18 protein-coding genes are annotated in these 17749 nt (G+C 71.6%); 5 read left to right on the top strand and 13 right to left on the bottom strand.

Annotated elements, in window-relative coordinates:
• The first annotated feature begins 137 nt into the window (after positions 1-137).
• Positions 138-653, top strand: coding sequence for a YceI family protein (locus SMA5143A_RS38635; protein WP_107467462.1), 516 nt, complete (start codon positions 138-140; stop codon positions 651-653).
• Between the two features lie 142 nt (positions 654-795).
• Here the strand turns inward: SMA5143A_RS38635 and SMA5143A_RS38630 are convergent, their stop codons facing one another.
• Entirely contained in the window at positions 796-1458 is a 663-nt protein-coding gene (locus SMA5143A_RS38630) for a GAF and ANTAR domain-containing protein (protein ID WP_107467485.1), read from the bottom strand.
• A gap of 390 nt (positions 1459-1848) precedes the next feature.
• Here SMA5143A_RS38630 and SMA5143A_RS38625 point away from each other — a divergent pair, with 390 nt between their 5' ends.
• The gene (locus SMA5143A_RS38625) at positions 1849-3018 is read left to right on the top strand and encodes a magnesium and cobalt transport protein CorA (protein WP_107467461.1); all 1170 of its coding nucleotides are present in this window, start codon (positions 1849-1851) and stop codon (positions 3016-3018) included.
• Between the two features lie 16 nt (positions 3019-3034).
• On the opposite strand, the gene SMA5143A_RS38620 is transcribed toward SMA5143A_RS38625, so the two are convergent.
• From SMA5143A_RS38620 to SMA5143A_RS44395, 9 genes are read right to left on the bottom strand one after another with little or no spacing between them, the layout of a single operon-like run.
• The gene (locus SMA5143A_RS38620) at positions 3035-3370 is read right to left on the bottom strand and encodes a YnfA family protein (protein ID WP_107467460.1); all 336 of its coding nucleotides are present in this window, start codon (positions 3368-3370) and stop codon (positions 3035-3037) included.
• 55 nt (positions 3371-3425) lie between these two features.
• The gene (locus tag SMA5143A_RS38615; protein WP_107467459.1) at positions 3426-4103 is read right to left on the bottom strand and encodes a response regulator; all 678 of its coding nucleotides are present in this window, start codon (positions 4101-4103) and stop codon (positions 3426-3428) included.
• Positions 4103-6682 carry a sensor histidine kinase gene (locus tag SMA5143A_RS38610; protein WP_107467458.1) on the bottom strand — a complete coding sequence of 860 codons (2580 nt, stop codon included), beginning with the start codon at positions 6680-6682 and terminating at the stop codon, positions 4103-4105. The genes SMA5143A_RS38615 and SMA5143A_RS38610 overlap by 1 nt, the downstream gene beginning before the upstream one ends.
• A 57-nt stretch (positions 6683-6739) precedes the next feature.
• Positions 6740-7423, bottom strand: a complete 684-nt coding sequence (locus SMA5143A_RS38605) for a response regulator (RefSeq protein WP_107467457.1) — start codon at positions 7421-7423, stop codon at positions 6740-6742.
• Positions 7424-7456: 33 nt separating this feature from the next.
• Positions 7457-8089 (bottom strand): potassium-transporting ATPase subunit C, encoded by a 633-nt coding sequence (locus SMA5143A_RS38600; protein WP_107467456.1) that lies wholly within the window; start codon positions 8087-8089, stop codon positions 7457-7459.
• A gap of 24 nt (positions 8090-8113) precedes the next feature.
• On the bottom strand, positions 8114-10213 hold the full coding sequence (kdpB, locus tag SMA5143A_RS38595) for a potassium-transporting ATPase subunit KdpB (protein ID WP_107467484.1): 2100 nt from the start codon (positions 10211-10213) through the stop codon (positions 8114-8116).
• Positions 10214-10236: 23 nt separating this feature from the next.
• The gene (kdpA, locus tag SMA5143A_RS38590) at positions 10237-11901 is read right to left on the bottom strand and encodes a potassium-transporting ATPase subunit KdpA (RefSeq protein ID WP_107467455.1); all 1665 of its coding nucleotides are present in this window, start codon (positions 11899-11901) and stop codon (positions 10237-10239) included.
• Positions 11902-11909: 8 nt separating this feature from the next.
• Positions 11910-11999, bottom strand: coding sequence for a K(+)-transporting ATPase subunit F (gene kdpF, locus SMA5143A_RS38585; RefSeq protein ID WP_037817630.1), 90 nt, complete (start codon positions 11997-11999; stop codon positions 11910-11912).
• Positions 11996-12118, bottom strand: coding sequence for a hypothetical protein (locus tag SMA5143A_RS44395; RefSeq protein WP_258193988.1), 123 nt, complete (start codon positions 12116-12118; stop codon positions 11996-11998). Before SMA5143A_RS44395 ends, kdpF begins: the two co-directional genes overlap by 4 nt.
• A 245-nt stretch (positions 12119-12363) precedes the next feature.
• Between SMA5143A_RS44395 and SMA5143A_RS38580 the strand changes: the two genes are divergently transcribed.
• Entirely contained in the window at positions 12364-12981 is a 618-nt protein-coding gene (locus SMA5143A_RS38580; RefSeq protein ID WP_107467454.1) for a DUF1707 SHOCT-like domain-containing protein, read from the top strand.
• A gap of 171 nt (positions 12982-13152) precedes the next feature.
• Positions 13153-13365, top strand: a complete 213-nt coding sequence (locus SMA5143A_RS38575) for a DUF4287 domain-containing protein (protein ID WP_107467453.1) — start codon at positions 13153-13155, stop codon at positions 13363-13365.
• 19 nt (positions 13366-13384) lie between these two features.
• Here SMA5143A_RS38575 and SMA5143A_RS38570 read toward each other — a convergent pair whose 3' ends face one another.
• Complete coding sequence (locus SMA5143A_RS38570) at positions 13385-14509, bottom strand: sulfite oxidase (protein ID WP_107467452.1); 1125 nt, start codon at positions 14507-14509, stop codon at positions 13385-13387.
• Between the two features lie 232 nt (positions 14510-14741).
• Here SMA5143A_RS38570 and SMA5143A_RS38565 point away from each other — a divergent pair, with 232 nt between their 5' ends.
• A complete protein-coding gene (locus SMA5143A_RS38565) occupies positions 14742-15743 on the top strand; it encodes an NAD-dependent epimerase/dehydratase family protein (protein WP_107467451.1) in 1002 nt (333 codons plus the stop codon).
• A gap of 29 nt (positions 15744-15772) precedes the next feature.
• On the opposite strand, the gene SMA5143A_RS38560 is transcribed toward SMA5143A_RS38565, so the two are convergent.
• A complete protein-coding gene (locus SMA5143A_RS38560) occupies positions 15773-16885 on the bottom strand; it encodes a sensor histidine kinase (protein ID WP_107467450.1) in 1113 nt (370 codons plus the stop codon).
• 2 nt (positions 16886-16887) lie between these two features.
• A complete protein-coding gene (locus tag SMA5143A_RS38555) occupies positions 16888-17643 on the bottom strand; it encodes a response regulator transcription factor (RefSeq protein WP_107467449.1) in 756 nt (251 codons plus the stop codon).
• Positions 17644-17749: the final 106 nt, after the last annotated feature.

Here is a 17749-nt window from a genome sequence, read left to right as displayed (position 1 = left end):
GGGCCCAGTGTACCTGTTGTCCATTTTTGGAAGACTGGGTTGTCCAAGTTCGAATAACAGGCTAGCTTCAGTCATACAAATTTGGACGACCACCTGGTCATGACTTCCCCTCATGACCGCTCGACAGGAGAACCCCCATGACCGTCGCCGTGGAAACCGGACTGTGGCAGCTCGACACCACTGCCTCCACCGTCGCCATTCAGCACCGGACGATGTGGGGCCTGGTCACCGTCAAGGGAGCCTTCGGCACCGTCGGCGGCCAGGGGGAGGTCCGGCCCGACGGCTCCGCCGTGGGCGTCGTGACCGTCGACGCCGCCTCCCTGGACACCAGGAGCGCCAAGCGCGACGAGCACCTGAGGTCCGCCGACTTCTTCGACGTGGACCACCACCCGGAGATCACCTTCGCCGTCCGCAGCGCCGAACTCCGGGACGGCGACGCGGTCGGCGTCGTCGGCCAACTGACCGTGCGCGGCATCAGCAGGCCGCTGTCCCTCACGGCGCGTCTGACGGAGGCGACCGCCGAAGGGGTCACCCTGGGTACCGAGTTCACCGTCGACCGCGAGCAGTTCGGCATGGGCTGGAACCAGCTCGGCATGATGCGCGGCCTGGCCACGATCACGGCGACGCTGCGCTTCGTCCGGACCACCGCCTGACCCGACCGTCTCCGGCAGGTGTCGGGGCGCCCAGAGGGGGGACTTGGTGGGCAGACCGGGTTCAGCGGCCTTCCCCCAGGGGGCTGACCCGGTTCAGGCTCCTCCTGTTCAGCAGTGAGCCGGGGGAGCCGACGCCCCGAGGTCAGCCGAGGTTGCCCTGTTCGCAGACGCGGCGGGCGATCTCGCGGAGTTTGACGTTGCTCTCCTGGGAATAGCGGCGCAGTACGTCGAACGCCTCCTCCTCGGTGAGGTGCCGGCTGCCCATGAGGATGCCCATGGCCTCCCCGATGACATGGCGGGTGGCGACCGCCTGCTCCATCTGGGCGTGGGTGCGTGCGCTGGAGAAGGCGATCGCCGCGTGGGACGCCAGCAGCCAGCCGGCCAGTTCGCTGGCCTCGGTGAACGCGCCGGGCCGTCGGGAGTACAGGTTCAGCGCGCCCAACTCCTCGTCGTCGGTGAACAGCAGGAAGCCCATCATGCTGCCCACGCCGAGGGCGCGCGCCCGGGGCGCGAAGGCGGGCCAGCGCTGCTGCTCGGCGGTGAGGTCCGCGATCCGGAAGACCCGCTCGCCCTCCGAGCTGTGGGCGGCGTCGAAGCAGGGCCCCTCCCCCAGCTGTTGTTGCCACTCATCGCTCTCGGTGACCAGATCGTGGGTGGGCGCGAGGGTCTCCACCTTCGTGTCGTGCAGGACGAGGATGCCGGCCGCGTCGCAGCCGTCGACCAGTTCGGTGGCCGACGCCGTGATCCGCTCCAGCGTCCCCTTCACCGATTCCTGCGCGAGGAGATCCCTCGCCATCGTCGCCATCCGCTGGGCGAACAGACCCCAGTCCACGTCGTCCTCCGCTCCTCGTCGCACGGGTAGGCCCCTGCCCCGACTTGTACCCGTGCGTCGCGGTGCCACCGAGGATCACGAGACGCACCGCCCGCCTCACACCACCATGCTGCGCCTCCGCCAGGACGCGGGCCACACACGCGTGGGTTGAGACGGCACCCCTGCGGTGGTCAGCGTGTCCCGCGGCGCGCGGCGGTCCGCTCTCGTAGGCCGTCGCGGCGGACCGCCGCGTCGCGCGGCGGCACCACAGCACCTAGTCTCGTTGTCGCCGTCCCCTTGGCCTCACCGGCCCCGGCGGGCGAGGTGCACCCGCTCGGCACCTCCCGCGCAGCAGATTCGGGTACTCCTTCCGGAGGTGGCGTCATGTCCGAATGGCGCGTACGCGCGGCCCGCGCCGGGAAGTGGCCCCTGCGCTCGGCGGGCCACGCCGGCCGCGGCGGTACGGAGTCGGCCCCGGAGCACGCGCTGGACGCGTGGACGGAACCGGACGACGTGCCGCGGGTGCCGCTGGAGCGGAGTCTGGTGGACGCGGCGGTCTACCGCGAGGGGCGACGCGTCGACGCCCCCGCGTCCCTGGCGGAGATCTACGAGCAGCTGCCCGGCGCGCCCGGGACGATGGCCTGGATAGGGCTGTACCGGCCGACCCCGGAGCAGCTGTGGCAGGCAGCCGACCAGTTCGGGCTGCACGAGCTGGCCGTGGAGGACGCGATCGTCGCGCACCAGCGGCCCAAGCTGGAGCGCTACGGGGCCACGCTGTTCGTCGTCCTGCGCTCGGCCCGCTATCTGGACGAGACGGAGGAGGTCGACTTCGGTGAGATCCACATCTTCGTCGGCCCGGAGTTCGTCCTCACCGTCCGCCACAGCCAGGTCCCCGACCTCGGTGCCGTCCGCAAACGGCTGGAGACCGACCAGGGCCTGCTGGCGATGGGCCCGGAGGCGGTGCTGTACGCGATCCTGGACGCCGTCGTCGACGGGTACGCGCCGGTGGTGGCCGGTCTGCAGAACGACATCGACGAGATCGAGACCGAGGTGTTCGGCGGCGACCCGAAGGTGTCCCGCCGTATCTACGAGCTGTCCCGCGAGGTCGTCGACTTCCAGCGGGCCACCCGTCCGCTGCTGACCATCATGCGCAGCCTGGAGGCCGGCTTCGCGAAGTACGGCACGAACGAGGAGCTGCAGCGCTATCTGCGGGACGTCGCCGACCACGCCACCACCGTCGCCGAACGCGTCGACGGCTTCCGGCAGGCGCTCGGCGACATCCTCACCGTCAACGCCACCCTCGTCACCCAGGCGCAGAACGAGGAGATGAAGGCCCTGGCCGAGGCGGGCCACGCGCAGAACAACGAGATCAAGAAGATCTCCAGCTGGGCGGCCATCCTCTTCGCGCCCACCCTCATCGGCACCGTCTACGGCATGAACTTCGACCACATGCCGGAGCTGCACTGGGTCCTCGGCTACCCCTTCGCGATCGTGCTGATGGCCCTGGTCTGCGTCAGCCTGTACGTCGTGTTCAAGCACCGGGACTGGCTGTGAGCCGTGCCGGGGAGCGTCAGTGGCCGCGTGGGGCGTACATGATGACGGCCATGCCCGCCAGGCAGACCAGCGCGCCCACGACGTCCCACCGGTCGGGGCGGTAGCCGTCGGCGACCATGCCCCAGGCGAGGGAGCCCGCGACGAAGACGCCGCCGTAGGCGGCGAGGATCCGGCCGAAGTTCTCGTCGCTCTGGAAGGTCGCGACGACGCCGTACAGGCCGAGCGCGACGACGCCGGCGCCGATCCAGGCCCACCCCCTGTGCTCGCGGATGCCCTGCCAGACCAGCCAGGCCCCGCCGATCTCCAGGAGGGCGGCGACGAGGAACAGGGCGGCGGAGCGAGCGACGGTCATGGGCGCGACACTACCGGCGGGGTCCGGCGGGGTCCGGCGGGGTCCGGCGGGGCCGTCATCGCTCGAAGCGGTAGCCCATCCCCGGCTCCGTGATGAAGTGCTTGGGGTGCGACGGGTCCGCCTCCAGTTTCCGGCGCAGTTGTGCCATGTAGACCCGGAGGTAGTTCGTCTCCTTGCCGTAGGACGGGCCCCAGACCTCCTGAAGCAGCTGTTTCTGGCTGACCAGGCGGCCGGTGTTGCGCACCAGGACCTCCAGCAGCTGCCACTCGGTCGGGGTGAGGCGTACGTCCTCGCCGCCCCGGTCGACCTTCTTCGCGGCCAGGTCCACGGTGAACCCGGCGGTCTCCACCAGGACGTCCTCGCCGGCGGTGGGTTCGGCGCGGCGCACCGCCACCCGCAGCCGGGCGAGGAGTTCGTCCATGCCGAAGGGCTTGGTGACATAGTCGTCGGCGCCCGCGTCGAGCGCCTCGACCTTCTCGTCCGAGGTGTGCCGGGCGGACAGGACGATGATCGGCACCCGGGTCCAGCCGCGCAGGCCCCTGATGACGTCGACGCCGTCCATGTCGGGCAGCCCCAGGTCGAGGACGACCACGTCGGGGTGGCGCGAGGCGACGAGCTGAAGGGCGGTGGCTCCGTCGGACGCCGCGTCGACGTCGTACTTGCGCGCCTTGAGGTTGATCACGAGCGCGCGCACGATCTGTGGCTCGTCGTCGATCACGAGCACCCGGGTCATCAGCTCTGCCTCTCGGTGGGTACCAGGTGGTGCGGCTCCGCGGTCGCCGCCGGTACGGGCTGCCGGGGTCCGGTGCCCGTTCCCGCGGCGCGGAGGGTCAGGACCATTGTGAGGCCGCCGCCGGGGGTGTCCTCCGCGGTGAGGGTGCCGCCCATGGCCTCGGCGAAGCCGCGGGCGACCGCGAGGCCCAGGCCGACCCCCGCGCCGCGCGGGGCGTCGCCGTGGCGCTGGAAGGGCTCGAAGATGCGGTCCTTCGCCTCGTCGGGGACGCCGGGACCGCGGTCCACGACCCGGACCTCCACCCGGTCGGCCAGGGCGCTGGCCGCGACCACGACCGGCTCGCCCCGGGGGCTGTACTTGACGGCGTTCTCGACGACGTTGGCGACGACCCGCTCCAGGAGTCCCTTGTCCGTGACGACCATGGGCAGGCTCTCCGGCACGTCCAGGACGACCGCCACCCCGGGGTCCGGAATGCCGCCCATCGCCATGGGGACGACCTCGTCCAGGTCGGTCTCCGTCATGAGCGGGGTGACGGTGCCGGTCTGAAGGCGTGACATGTCGAGCAGGTTGCCCACCAGGTGGTCGAGGCGGTCGGCGCCGTCCTCGATCGCCGCCAGCAGCTCGGCCCGGTCCTCCTCGGACCACTCCACGTCGTCCGAGCGCAGCGACGACACCGACACCTTGATCCCGGCGAGCGGGGTGCGCAGGTCGTGGCTGACGGCGGCCAGCAGAGCGGTGCGGATGCGGTTGCCCTCGGCGAGTTCCTCGGCCCGGTCCGCCTCCTGCCGCAGCCGCTGGCGGTCCAGGACCACGGCGGCCTGGGCGGCGAAGGCCGCCAGCACCCGGCGGTCGGAGGCGGGCAGCACCCGCCCCGACAGCGCGAGCGCCATGTGGTCGCCGACGGGCATGTCGACGTCCGCGTCCTCGGGGCTCCCGGCGGGGCGCGGGCCGACGCTGCCGGCGCGTATCCAGGGGTCGACGTCGCTCGTCCGTTCCAGCAGCGCCGCCGACTCCATGGCGAAGGTCTCCCGGACGCGTTCCAGCAGCGCCTCCAGACTGGTCTCGCCGCGCAGCACGCTGCCGGCCAGGAAGGAGAGGATCTCCGACTCCGCGCGCAGCCGGGCCGCCTGGTGGGTGCGCCGGGCCGCCAGGTCCACGACGGACGCCACCGCCACCGCCACTCCGACGAAGATCACGATGGCGAGGATGTTCTCGGGGTCGGCGATCGTGAGCGTGTGGAAGGGCGGGGTGAAGAACCAGTTCAGCAGCACGCAGCCCACCACGGCCGAGGCGAGCGCCGGGTACAGGCCGCCGAGCAGGGCCGCAGCCACCGTCAGCGCCAGGAACAGCAGCATGTCGTTGGCCAGGCCGGCGTCGGGCCCGAGCTGGAGCAGCAGGGTGAGCAGGACGGGCCCCACGACGCCGACGAGCCAGCCCGCGACGATCCGCGCCCGGCCGAGCCGGGCGCCGCGCGCCACCGGCAGTCCGCGCCCCTTGCCCGCCTCGTCGTGCGTGATCAGATGGACGTCCAGGTCGGGGCCCGAGTCGCGGGCCACGGTCGCGCCCACGCCCGGTCCGAACACGTACTGCCAGCTCTTGCGGCGCGAGACCCCCAGCACGATCTGGGTGGCGTTCACCCCGCGTGCGAAGTCCAGCAGCGACGCCGGGATGTCCTCGCCGACGACGTGGTGGAAGGTGCCGCCCAGGTCCTCCACCAGGGTGCGCTGGACGGCCAGTTCCTTGGGCGAGGCGGAGGTCAGCCCGTCGCTGCGGGCGATGTAGACGGCCATGACCTCGCCGCCCGCTCCCTTCTCCGCCAGCCGGGCCGCCCGCCGCAGGAGGGTGCGTCCCTCGGGACCGCCGGTCAGGCCGACGACGATGCGCTCCCGCGAGCCCCATATCGTCGACACCCGGTGCTCGCTGCGGTACTCCGTCAGGTACTCGTCGACCCGGTCGGCCACCCACAGCAGGGCCAGCTCGCGCAGGGCGGTGAGGTTGCCGGGGCGGAAGTAGTTGGACAGCGCCGCGTCGACCTTGTCCGGCTTGTAGACGTTGCCGTGCGCCATGCGCCGCCGCAGTGCCTGCGGGTCCATGTCGACCAGTTCGATCTCGTTGGCGCGGCGCACCGTCTCGTCCGGCACGGTCTCCCGCTGCCGCACTCCCGTGATCGACTCCACCACGTCGCCCAGTGACTCCAGGTGCTGGATGTTCACGGTGGAGATGACGTCGATCCCGGCCGCGAGCAGTTCCTCCACGTCCTGCCAGCGCTTGGTGTTGCGGGAGCCGGGCACATTGGTGTGGGCGAGTTCGTCGACCAGCGCCACCCGCGGGCGCCGTGCGAGGACCGCGTCGACGTCCATCTCGGTGAAGACGGTGTCGCGGTACTCCAGCTCGCGGCGCGGGATCTCCTCCAGACCGCGCAGCATGACCTCGGTGCGCCGCCGCCCGTGGTGCTCCACGAAGGCCACCACGCAGTCGGTGCCGCGTTCGGTCCTGCGGTGCGCCTCGGACAGCATGGCGTACGTCTTGCCGACGCCCGGTGCCGCGCCGAGGTAGATCCTGAGCTTCCCGCGTGCCATGGTCTCGTCTCTGCTCTCGTCTGCTGTCGTGCGCGGTTCCGGCCGTGGGGCGGGCGGTCACGTCTCGAAGCGGTAGCCCGTCCCCGGCTCGGTGACGAGGTGACGGGGCCGGGAGGGGTCCGCCTCCAGTTTGCGGCGCAGCTGGGCCATGTACACCCGCAGGTAGGGGGTCCGGTCGCCCTGGGGCGGCCCCCACACCTCCCGCAGCAGGTCCTGCCGCGGGACGAGGCGGCCGGGGCTGGTGATCAGGATCTCCAGCAGATGCCATTCGGTCGGGGTGAGGCGGATGTCGTGGCCGTCCCTGGTGGCCTTCCTGGCGACCAGGTCGACGGTGAGGCCGTCCGTCGCGACCCGTGTCACGCCGGGTGGGACGGGGGTGGCCTCCGGCCGGCGGGCGGCGGCGCGCAGCCGGGTCACCAGCGCGTCCATGGCGAACGGTTTGGTGATGTAGTCGTCGGCGCCCGCGTCGAGGGCCGCGGCCCTGTCCTGCGAGGCGGTCCGCGCGGACAGCACGAGGATGGGGGCGGGGGTTCGGCCGCGCAGGCCCCTGATGACGTCGACGCCGTCCATGTCGGGCAGCCCCAGGTCGAGCATGACCACGTCGGGCCGGTGTGCGGCCGCCAGCCGGAGTGCCGTGGTCCCGTCGGGGGCCGCGTCGACCGCGTAGTGGCGGGCGCGCAGGTTGATGACGAGCGCGCGTACGAGCTGGGGGTCGTCCTCCACGACCAGCACCCGGGTCATCGGTGAGCGCCTTCCTGTTGTCGGCTGCGGTGGTCAGCTCTCGGCCAGGAGTTCCTTGAGCGCGATGTTGAGTTCCAGGACGTTCACCCGGGGCTCGCCCATGAAGCCGAGGGTGCGGCCCTCGGTGTGCTCGTCGACCAGCTTCCGCACCCGGGCGACGGTCAGGCCGTTCTTCTCGGCGACCCGGTGGATCTGAAGGTCGGCGTAGGCCGGGGAGATGTCGGGGTCGAGGCCGGAGCCGGAGGAGGTGACCGCGTCGGCGGGGACCTGGGAGGGCTCGACGGTGTAGCCGGGCACGGAGTTGTCCTCGACGACCTTCGCCTTCGCCTCCTCGACCGACGCGACGAGCTTCTTGTTGTCGGCGGAGAGGTTGGTCGCGCCCGAGAGGATCAGCCGGTACCGGGTGTTGACCGAGTTCTCGCCGAGACCGCCCGCCGGCCGGGGCTGGAAGTAGTCCAGGCTGTAGCCCTGTTGGCCGATCAGCGAGGAACCGACGACCTTCCCGTCGTACGAGATCTCCGAGCCGTTCGCCTTGTCGTGGAACAGCGCCTGGGCGACGCCGGTGACGGCCAGCGGGTAGACGACGCCCGTGAGCAGGGTCAGCACCAGCAGGGCCCTGAGCCCCGCCCACAGCAACCGGCCGGTGTTCGATACGGAGTTGTTCATGGCGGTCAGGCGGCCTTTCAGGAATCACAGCCCCGGGATGAGGGAGAGGAGCAGGTCGATGAGCTTGATGCCGACGAAGGGGGCGATCAGTCCGCCGATGCCGTAGACGGTGAGGTTGCGGCGGAGCATCCTGTCGGCGCTCATCGGCCGGTACCGCACGCCCTTCAGGGAGAGCGGCACCAGCGCGACGATGATCAGCGCGTTGAAGACGACGGCGGACAGGATCGCGGAGTCCGGCGAGGACAGGGCCATGATGTTGAGCTTGTCGAGGCCCGGGTAGACGGCCGCGAACAGCGCCGGGATGATCGCGAAGTACTTCGCGACGTCGTTGGCGATGGAGAACGTGGTGAGCGCGCCCCGCGTGATGAGGAGCTGTTTGCCGATCTCGACGATCTCGATCAGCTTGGTCGGGTCGGAGTCGAGGTCGACCATGTTGCCGGCCTCCTTGGCGGCCGACGTCCCGGTGTTCATGGCGACGCCCACGTCCGCCTGGGCCAGGGCGGGCGCGTCGTTGGTGCCGTCGCCGGTCATCGCGACGAGCTTGCCGCCGGCCTGCTCCCGTTTGATGAGGGCCATCTTGTCCTCGGGGGTGGCCTCCGCGAGGAAGTCGTCGACGCCGGCCTCCTCGGCGATCGCCTTCGCGGTCAGCGGGTTGTCACCGGTGATCATGACGGTCCTGATGCCCATGCGGCGCAGTTCCGCGAACCGCTCCCGCATGCCGTCCTTGACGACGTCCTTGAGGTGGACGACGCCCAGCACGCGGGCGCCGTCGGTGTCCTCCACGGCGACCAGCAGCGGGGTGCCGCCGGCCGCGGCGATACGGTCGGCCGCGCTCTCCGCGTCCTCGGCGACCGTCCCGCCCCGCTCCCGGACCCAGGCGGTGACCGCGCCCGCGGCGCCCTTGCGGACCTTGCGGCCGTCCACGTCGACACCCGACATGCGGGTCTGCGCGGTGAAGGCGATCCACTCGGCCTGCGCCAACTCGCCCCGGTGCCGCTCGCGCAGCCCGTACCGCTCCTTCGCCAGGACGACGACGGACCGGCCCTCGGGGGTCTCGTCGGCCAGCGAGGAGAGCTGGGCGGCGTCGGCGACCTCGGCCTCGGTCGCGCCGCTCACCGGCACGAACTCGGCGGCCCGGCGGTTGCCGAGCGTGATGGTGCCGGTCTTGTCGAGCAGCAGCGTGGACACGTCCCCGGCGGCCTCGACGGCGCGCCCGGACATGGCGAGCACATTGCGCTGGACCAGCCGGTCCATGCCGGCGATGCCGATCGCGGACAGCAGCGCGCCGATCGTCGTCGGGATGAGGCAGACCAGCAGCGCCACCAGCACGACCGTCGTCAGATGGGTGCCCGCGTAGTCGGCGAACGGCGGCAGGGTCGCCACCGCCAGCAGGAACACGATGGTGAGGGACGCCAGGAGGATGTTCAGCGCGATCTCGTTGGGTGTCTTCTGACGGGCCGCGCCCTCGACGAGGTTGATCATCCGGTCGATGAACGTCTCGCCGGGCCTCGTCGTGATCCTGATGACGATCCGGTCGGAGAGGACCTTGGTGCCGCCGGTGACCGCGGACCGGTCGCCGCCGGACTCGCGGATGACCGGAGCCGACTCGCCGGTGATCGCCGACTCGTCGACGGACGCGACGCCCTCGACGACGTCGCCGTCACCGGGGACGACATCACCCGCCTCACAGACCACGAGGTCACCGATCCGCAGGTCCGTGCCCGGGACCCGCTCCTCCGCGCCGCCGTCGAGGAGCCGTCGGGCGACGGTGTCGGTCTTGGCCCTGCGCAGGGTGTCGGCCTGCGCCTTGCCGCGTCCCTCGGCGACGGCCTCCGCCAGGTTGGCGAAGACGACCGTCAGCCACAGCCAGGCGCTGATGGTCCAGCCGAACCAGTCGCCGGGGTCCGTGAAGGAGAACACCGTGGTCAGGACGGAGCCGATCCACACCACGAACATCACGGGCGACGTGACCATCACCCGTGGGTCGAGTTTGCGGAAGGCGTCCGGCAGCGACCTGATGAGCTGCCCGGGGTCGAAGAGGCCGGCGCCGACCCGGCCCTCGGGGGTCTTGTGCCCGGTGGGTCGGTCGCCGTGCGGCGCCCGGGTCGGGGTGGCTGTGGACATCTCTTCGCTTTCGGTACGGGTGATCATGACGCCAGCCCCTCGGCCAGCGGGCCCAGCGCGAGCGCCGGGAAGTACGTCAGACCGGCGATGATGAGGATCGCTCCGACCAACAGGCCGGTGAACAGCGGCTTCTCGGTGCGCAGGGTGCCCGCGGTCACCGGGATCGGTTTCTGCCCGGCGAGCGAGCCGGCCAGCGCCAGGACGAACACCATCGGCAGGAAACGGCCGAGCAGCATCGCGAGTCCGATCGTGGTGTTGAACCACTCGGTGTTCGCGTTCAGGCCGGCGAAGGCCGAGCCGTTGTTGTTGGCGCCCGAGGTGTAGGCGTAAAGGATCTCGGAGAACCCGTGGGCCCCGCTGTTGGTCATCGAGTGGGCGGGGGTCGGGAGGGCGATGGCGACGGAGGTGAGGACGAGCACCAGCGCGGGGGTCACCAGGAGGTAGCAGGCCGCCAGCTTGATCTCGCGGGTTCCGATCTTCTTGCCGAGGTACTCGGGCGTACGGCCGACCATCAGACCGGCGATGAACACCGCGATGACCGCCATGATCAGCATGCCGTAGAGGCCCGAGCCGGTGCCGCCGGGCGCGATCTCGCCCAGCATCATCCCCAGCATGGTGATGCCGCCGCCGAGACCGGTGAAGGAGGAGTGGAAGGAGTCCACGGCGCCGGTCGACGTGAGCGTGGTCGAGACGGCGAAGATCGACGACGAGCCCACGCCGAACCGCACCTCCTTGCCCTCGTACGCCCCGCCCGCGACCTGCGTCGCCGGGCCGTGGTGGGCGAACTCGGCCCACATCATCAGCACGGTGAAGCCGAGCCAGATCGTGGCCATGGTCGCGAGGATCGCGTATCCCTGCTTCACCGAGCCGACCATCACGCCGAACGTGCGGGTGAGGGAGAACGGGACGACGAGCATCAGGAAGATCTCGAAGAGGTTGGTGAAGGGCGTCGGATTCTCGAAGGGGTGGGCGGAGTTGGCGTTGAAGTAGCCGCCGCCGTTCGTCCCCAGCTCCTTGATCGCCTCCTGCGAGGCGACCGCTCCCCCGTTCCACTGCTGCGAGCCGCCGAGGAACTGGCCGACCTCGTGGATGCCGGAGAAGTTCTGGAGGGCGCCACAGGCCACCAGCACGATCGCGGCGAGGAAGGCGCCCGGCAGCAGGATGCGGGTGACGCCGCGCACCATGTCGGCCCAGAAGTTGCCGAGTTCACCGGTGCGTGAGCGGGCGAAGCCCCGGACCAGCGCCACGGCGACGGCGATGCCGACGGCCGCGGAGACGAAGTTCTGCACGGCGAGACCGGCCGTCTGCACGACATGGCCCATGGACTGTTCGCCGTAGTACGACTGCCAGTTGGTGTTGGTGACGAACGACGCGGCGGTGTTGAACGCCTGGTCCGGGTCGATGGCGGAGAAGCCGAGCGAGCCGGGCAGGACGCCCTGGAGTCGCTGAAGCAGATAGAGGAAGAGCACCCCGACGGCCGAGAACGCCAGCACTCCGCGCAGATAGGCGGGCCAGCGCATCTGGGTGCCGGGGTCGGCGCCCACGGCCCGGTAGATCCACTTCTCGACCCGCCAGTGCCGGTCGGAGGAGTAGACCCTGGCCATGTGGTCGCCCAGGGGGCGGTGGGCGAGCCCCAGTGCCACGACGAGCGCGAGCAGTTGAAGCACACCGGCGAGTACGGGACCCATGGCGCTGGTCAGAACCTCTCCGGGAAGAGCAGGGCGAGGACGAGATATCCCAGCAGGGCGACGGCCACGACCAGGCCGACGACGTTCTCGGCGGTCACAGCTTCGTCACCCCCCTGGCGACGAGAGCCACCAGCGCGAACACCGCGATCGTGGTGACGACGAAGGCCATATCGGCCATCGCGAACTCCTGGATGAGGTGCGGAAGTACGTCGGACACCTAGAGGAGAACGCCGTTCGGGTGGGAAACGGCCGCTCTTGACGGGTCCCTTACGGCCGTACGGGCATCCTTGACGGACCCCTGACGGTGGCCCGGACTTCCTCGACCCGCCACTGACTTGGCGCCCCGCCACCCGCCGGGACACGCGGCAACCCCTGGATCCATATCGCGATATAGCGCTAGCCTTGGCCTCGCGTCGCGGGCCGCGTCGCATCGATGCATTCGACGGGGAGCGGGACGGAAGCATGCCGGGAGAGATCTCACCCACCTGGAAGCGCCTCGGCGCCGTGTCGTCGCCCGAGGTGCGGGCCTCCCACGCGGACCGCGACCGGGTGGTGGACGTGCTGCGCGTCGCCGCGGGCGACGGCCTGCTGACCGCCGAGGAGCTCGACGAGCGCCTGGAAGCGGCCCTGTCGGCGCGAACCCTGGGCGATCTGGCCCCGCTCACCGCCGACCTGCCCGCGTCGGCCATGGCCGGCGCGGCCGGGGCGGAGGCCAAGGACCTGGTGCGGATCGAGCAGGTCCACAGCGGCCCGGTCGAGCGTCTGGGCCGCTGGGTGGTGCCGCGGAGGCTGCACCTCGCGGTGACGTTCTGCGCGGTGACGCTCGACTTCACCGACGCGGTGATCACTCACGACACTCTGCGCATCGACCTGAACATGATGGGCAAGACCCTGAAGCTGATCACGAGGCCGGGCATCGTGGTCGACACCGACGGACTGCAACTGACGCACAGCAAGGTCAAGCACCGGCCCGCTCCGGCGAGTTCGGACACCCCGGTGATCCTGCGCGTGGAACTGGTCGGCCGGAAGATCCACGGCCGGGTGGTGGTCCGGGCTCCGCACAGCCGCCGTTGGCGATGAAACCCCGTCGCTCATGAACTCCCGGCGCTGACGGGGCTGTCCGGCCGTCGCCCCGCACAGGACGCGCAAGGTGACGCGGAGCACACGCGTCGGCCGATGATTCGACCGCTGCCGCTCGGTCATACCGGCGACGACATGCTCCCAAGGCAACGGACAGACAGGATCATCGACATGACCGCCACCGTGAAGGGCCCTGCCAGTTACTTCCCCTCCATCGAGAAGAAGTACGGCCGACCGATCGCGGAGTGGAAGGACCTCATCCGCTCCTCGCCGCTGACCAAGCACATGGAACTCGTGAACTGGCTGAAGACCGAGCACCGCCTGGGTCACGGCCACGCGAACGCCCTCGTCGCACACACCCTCGCGGAGGGGACCGGCGACTGAGTCGCTCCGTCCGTTCCGTTCAGCTCCCGGACCCCAGGCACACGACGGGTACCCGTTGGACCAGGTTGTTGGTGAACCCGCCCCGGTTCCAGGGCTGGTCCAGCGGCTGGGTGCGGCCCTCGGCGTCGGTGGCCCGTGCCATCAGGACATGGTCGCCGGGCACGGCCCTCCACGCGAAGCGCCACCGGCGCCAGGCCCAGCGATGCGCGCCCTCCGGCTCGACCTCGGCCTCGCCCCAACCGCGTCCGCCGTCCGTGCTGATCTCCACCCGCGACACCGGCGCCCGCCCCGACCAGGCGCGGCCCTCCAAGGCCAGAACGCCGGGCCGGACGACCCGCGCCCGCGACATGAAGTCGGGGAAGCCGGGCGGGATCAGCAGGGCGCGAGGTGCCATGCGGGTGACCGGTTCGCCCTCCTCCTCGGGCTGCTGCCGGAGCCGGTAGGCCACGGTCTGCTGGAAACCGGTGAACGGACGGTCGGTCACGGTGATGTCGCGCAGCCACTTCACGTGCGCCATGCCGTACCAGCCGGGGACCACGAGGCGCAGCGGGCGGCCGTGCTGGGGAGGCAGCGGGGCACCGTTCATCGAGTGGGCGACCAGCACGTCGGCCCGGTCGCCGACGGCCACGTCCACGGGGAGGGCGCGCTGGTAGTCCTGTTCGACGCCGCGCTCCACGCCGTGGTCGGCGCCGGTGAAGACGACGTCGACGGCACCGTCCTCGACCCCGGCGTCGGCGAGCAGCAGCCGCAGCGGGACTCCCGTCCACTCCGCGGTGCCGACCGCCTCGACCAGCCATGGCTGGCTGACCGGCCGGGGCGTCAGCAGGGCCCGCCCGTTGCCGGCGCATTCCAGGGTGACACGCAGGGTGACGGCGGGGTACGCGCGCAGATCCGCCGGGGTGAGACGCAGGGGCCGGCGGACGCCACCCCCGACGGTCAGTTCCCAGGACGCCTCGTCGGCGACGTACGGGATGTCGTAGTGGGTGAGGACGTAGTGCAGTCCGGGCGGAGTGAGGTCGTACCGCAGGGCCTCCAGCGGCAGGCCGTGATTGCGGGCGGCCAGCGCCAGTTCGTCCTGGCCGATGCCTTCGTCCGGTCCGGCCAGCCGCGCTGGTGCGCTCACATCGGAGAGCCGACGCCCCATGCTCGTATTGTCCGCTTCTCGGACGGTGCCCGCACGGCGGTCACGCCTCGCCGCTGAGGCAGGCCCTTCCTGCACTGGCCCGTCGGTCAGTCCTCCACCGTCGTCCTCCCACCGTCGCCGTCCCACCGTCGTCGTCCCACCGTCGTCGTCCCACCGTCGCCGTCTTACGGAAGCGTGACGTGCGCGGCGTGGTCCTGGGATGCGGCCGGTGGCCGGTTCTAGCGTGGGCCGTATGCGAGTACTGGTCACCGGCGGTGCCGGATTCATCGGGTCCCATGTCGTCGACGCGTTGGCGGAACACGGCCACGAGCCGGTCGTGTTCGACGTGGCGGCGGACGCGGGCGCGGACGTACGGGACCGCCATGCCGTCGCCCGTGCGCTGGACGGTGTGGACGCCGTGTGCCATCAGGCGGCGATGGTCGGTCTGGGCACGGGGTTCACCGACGCGCCGGAATACGTCTCCCGCAACGACCTGGGGACCGCCGTGCTGCTCACCGCCATGGCGGACGCGGGGGTGCGGCGGCTCGTGCTGGCGGGGTCGATGGTGGTGTACGGGGAGGGACGGTACGCGTGCGCGCGGCACGGCGTGGTGCGGCCGGGGCCACGGGATACCGTCGATCTGGACGCCGGGCGCTTCGAGCCGCTGTGCCCGAAGTGCGGGGCCACGCTGTCGCCGGGGCTGGTGGAGGAGGACGCGCCGGTCGACCCGCGCAATGTGTACGCCACGACGAAACTCGCCCAGGAGCATCTGGCGGCGGCCTGGGCGCGGGCCACGGGCGGAACCGCCGTCTCACTGCGCTACCACAACGTGTACGGGCCCCGGATGCCGCGGGACACCCCGTACGCGGGGGTGGCGTCGTTCTTCCGTTCCGCGCTCGCACGCGGTGAGGCGCCCCGGGTGTTCGAGGACGGCCGTCAGCGGCGGGACTTCGTCCACGTCCGGGACGTGGCGGCGGCCAACGCGGCGGCGCTGGAGGCGGACACGGCCACCGGCGCGCTCACCGTGTACAACACCGGGAGCGGCGAGCCGCACACCGTCGGGGAGATGGCGCGGGCGCTGGCCGCCGCCCACGGCGGACCCGAACCGGTCGTCACCGGGGAGTACCGGCTGGGGGACGTCCGGCACATCACCGCCGACTCGCGACGGCTGCGGGCCGAGCTGGGCTGGAAGCCGGAGGTCGGGTTCGCCGAGGGGATGCGGGAGTTCGCCCGGGCCGGGATGCGCGGCGCGTAGGCCCCCTGGACCGGTGGTGCTGCCCGCTTTCAGGAAGCGGCCGCGGGCAGCACCACCTCGAAACGGCAGCCGCCGGGGATGTTGCGTACGGAGGCGTGGCCCTGGTGGGCCTCCACGATGCCCCGGACGATGGCGAGGCCGAGGCCCGCGCCGGCCGGGGGTGTGCGGGCGTGGGTGCCGCGCCAGCCGGTGTCGAAGACCCGGGGCAGGTCCTCCTCGGCGATGCCGCCGCAGCCGTCGGTCACGGAGAGCACCACGCCGTCCGGGGACCGCTCGGCCGCCACCGCGACGGTGCCGTCGGCGGGGGTCCGGCGGATCGCGTTGACCAGCAGGTTGGCGAGGACCCGGCTCATCTCCTTGCCGTCGACCTCGACCGGCACGGGTTCGACGCGCACGGCGGCGAGCCGCACACCGTGTTCGCGGGCGAGTGGGTCGGCGCCCGCCAGGGCGTCCCCGACGAGGTCGTACAGGGACATCCGGGAGAAGGTCAGCGTCAGGCTGCCCGCGTGGATGCGGGAGAGCTCGAAGAGGTCGCCGACCATGCCGTCGAGGCTCTCGACCTCGGTACGGATCTGCCGGAGATAGCGGTGGGGGTCGGCGGCGACCCCGTCCTCCAGCGCCTCGGCCATGGCGCGCAGACCTGCGAGCGGGGTGCGCAGGTCGTGGGAGATCCAGGCGACGAGTTCACGCCGGGAGGACTCCAGGGCCCGCTCGCGTTCCCTGGACGCGGCGAGCTTGGCACTCGTGGCGGCCAACTCGGCGCTGAGCGCGGCGAGTTCGGCCGTGGCCGGGCCGTCGGGGGCGGTGAAGTCGCCGCCGTCGCCGAAGGAGCGGGCGGCGATCTGGAGGGCGCGGCTGCGGGCGACGACCCAGCGCCCGAGGAGCAGCGCGGTGACCAGGGAGACGACGGCGGCCATGGCGACGACCGTGGTGACGACGGTCAGGTCGTGCGGGGAGAGGAACATCGCCCAGGCGACGGCGAGCGTGCCGGCGAGCATGGCGGTCACGGCGACGGCGGCCACGACGGCGAGCGACGCGGTGAGCGAACGGCGGCGCAGCGGCCACAGTGCCAGCGCGCCCAGCCCGCCGGACGCGACGGCGCCGAGGAACGCGTACAGGGCGATGAGCAGCGTGTCGCGCATCGTCAGTCCTTCCCGCCCTCGGACGGGGCGTGCCGCGCTTCACCGTCGGCGGGCGTGCGCGTGGGGTCGAAACGGTAGCCGACGCCCCACACCGTCTGGATGAGCCGCGGTCGCGCCGGGTCGTCCTCGATCTTGCCGCGCAGCCTGCGGACGTGGACGGTGACCGTGGAGAGATCGCCGAAGTCCCAGCCCCACACCTCGCGCATCAGGTCCTCGCGGCTGTGCGCGCGGCCCGGCTTGCGGAGGAAGAAGGCGAGAAGGTCGAACTCCCGCAGGGTCAGGGCGAGTTCGGTGCCGTCGCGGGTGGCGCGGCGGGCGGCCGGGTCGAGGCGGAGACCGGCCGAGCCGAGGAGCCGGACGTCGGGTGCGGGCCGGGCGCGGCGCAGCACGGACTCGACGCGCAGGACCAGCTCGCGCGGGCTGAACGGCTTGGTGACGTAGTCGTCGGCGCCGACCTCCAGGCCCAGGATGCGGTCGTCCTCGTCGCCGCGCGCGGTGAGCATGATGACCGGGACCGGACCGCGCGCCCGCAGCCGACGGCACACTTCCAGGCCGTCCATGCCGGGCAGCATCAGGTCCAGCACGACCAGGTCGGGCCGGTGCGCGGCGGCGCGGGCCAGCGCGGCCGGGCCGTCGTCGGCGCGGTCCACCGCGTATCCGGCGCGGTCGAGGTATCCGGTGACGACCTCGGCGACCGTGGGATCGTCGTCCACCACCAGGACGCGCGTAGCCGCCGGTGGGCTCGGTTGCTGTTCCATGCGGTCAGCCTCGCACCTCGCCGGGCGTTCGGGCGGCGCGGACCGTGCGGGGGCCGTCGACGTCCGCGTTTCGTAAGGAGACGGCGCCCGTTGTGCGAAGTTCGTC

The organism is Streptomyces sp. MA5143a, from assembly GCF_900290235.1.
GTDB lineage: Bacteria > Actinomycetota > Actinomycetes > Streptomycetales > Streptomycetaceae > Streptomyces.
Note: the sequence above shows the minus strand (reverse complement) of the source record. Positions and strands in the feature narration are given on the sequence as shown.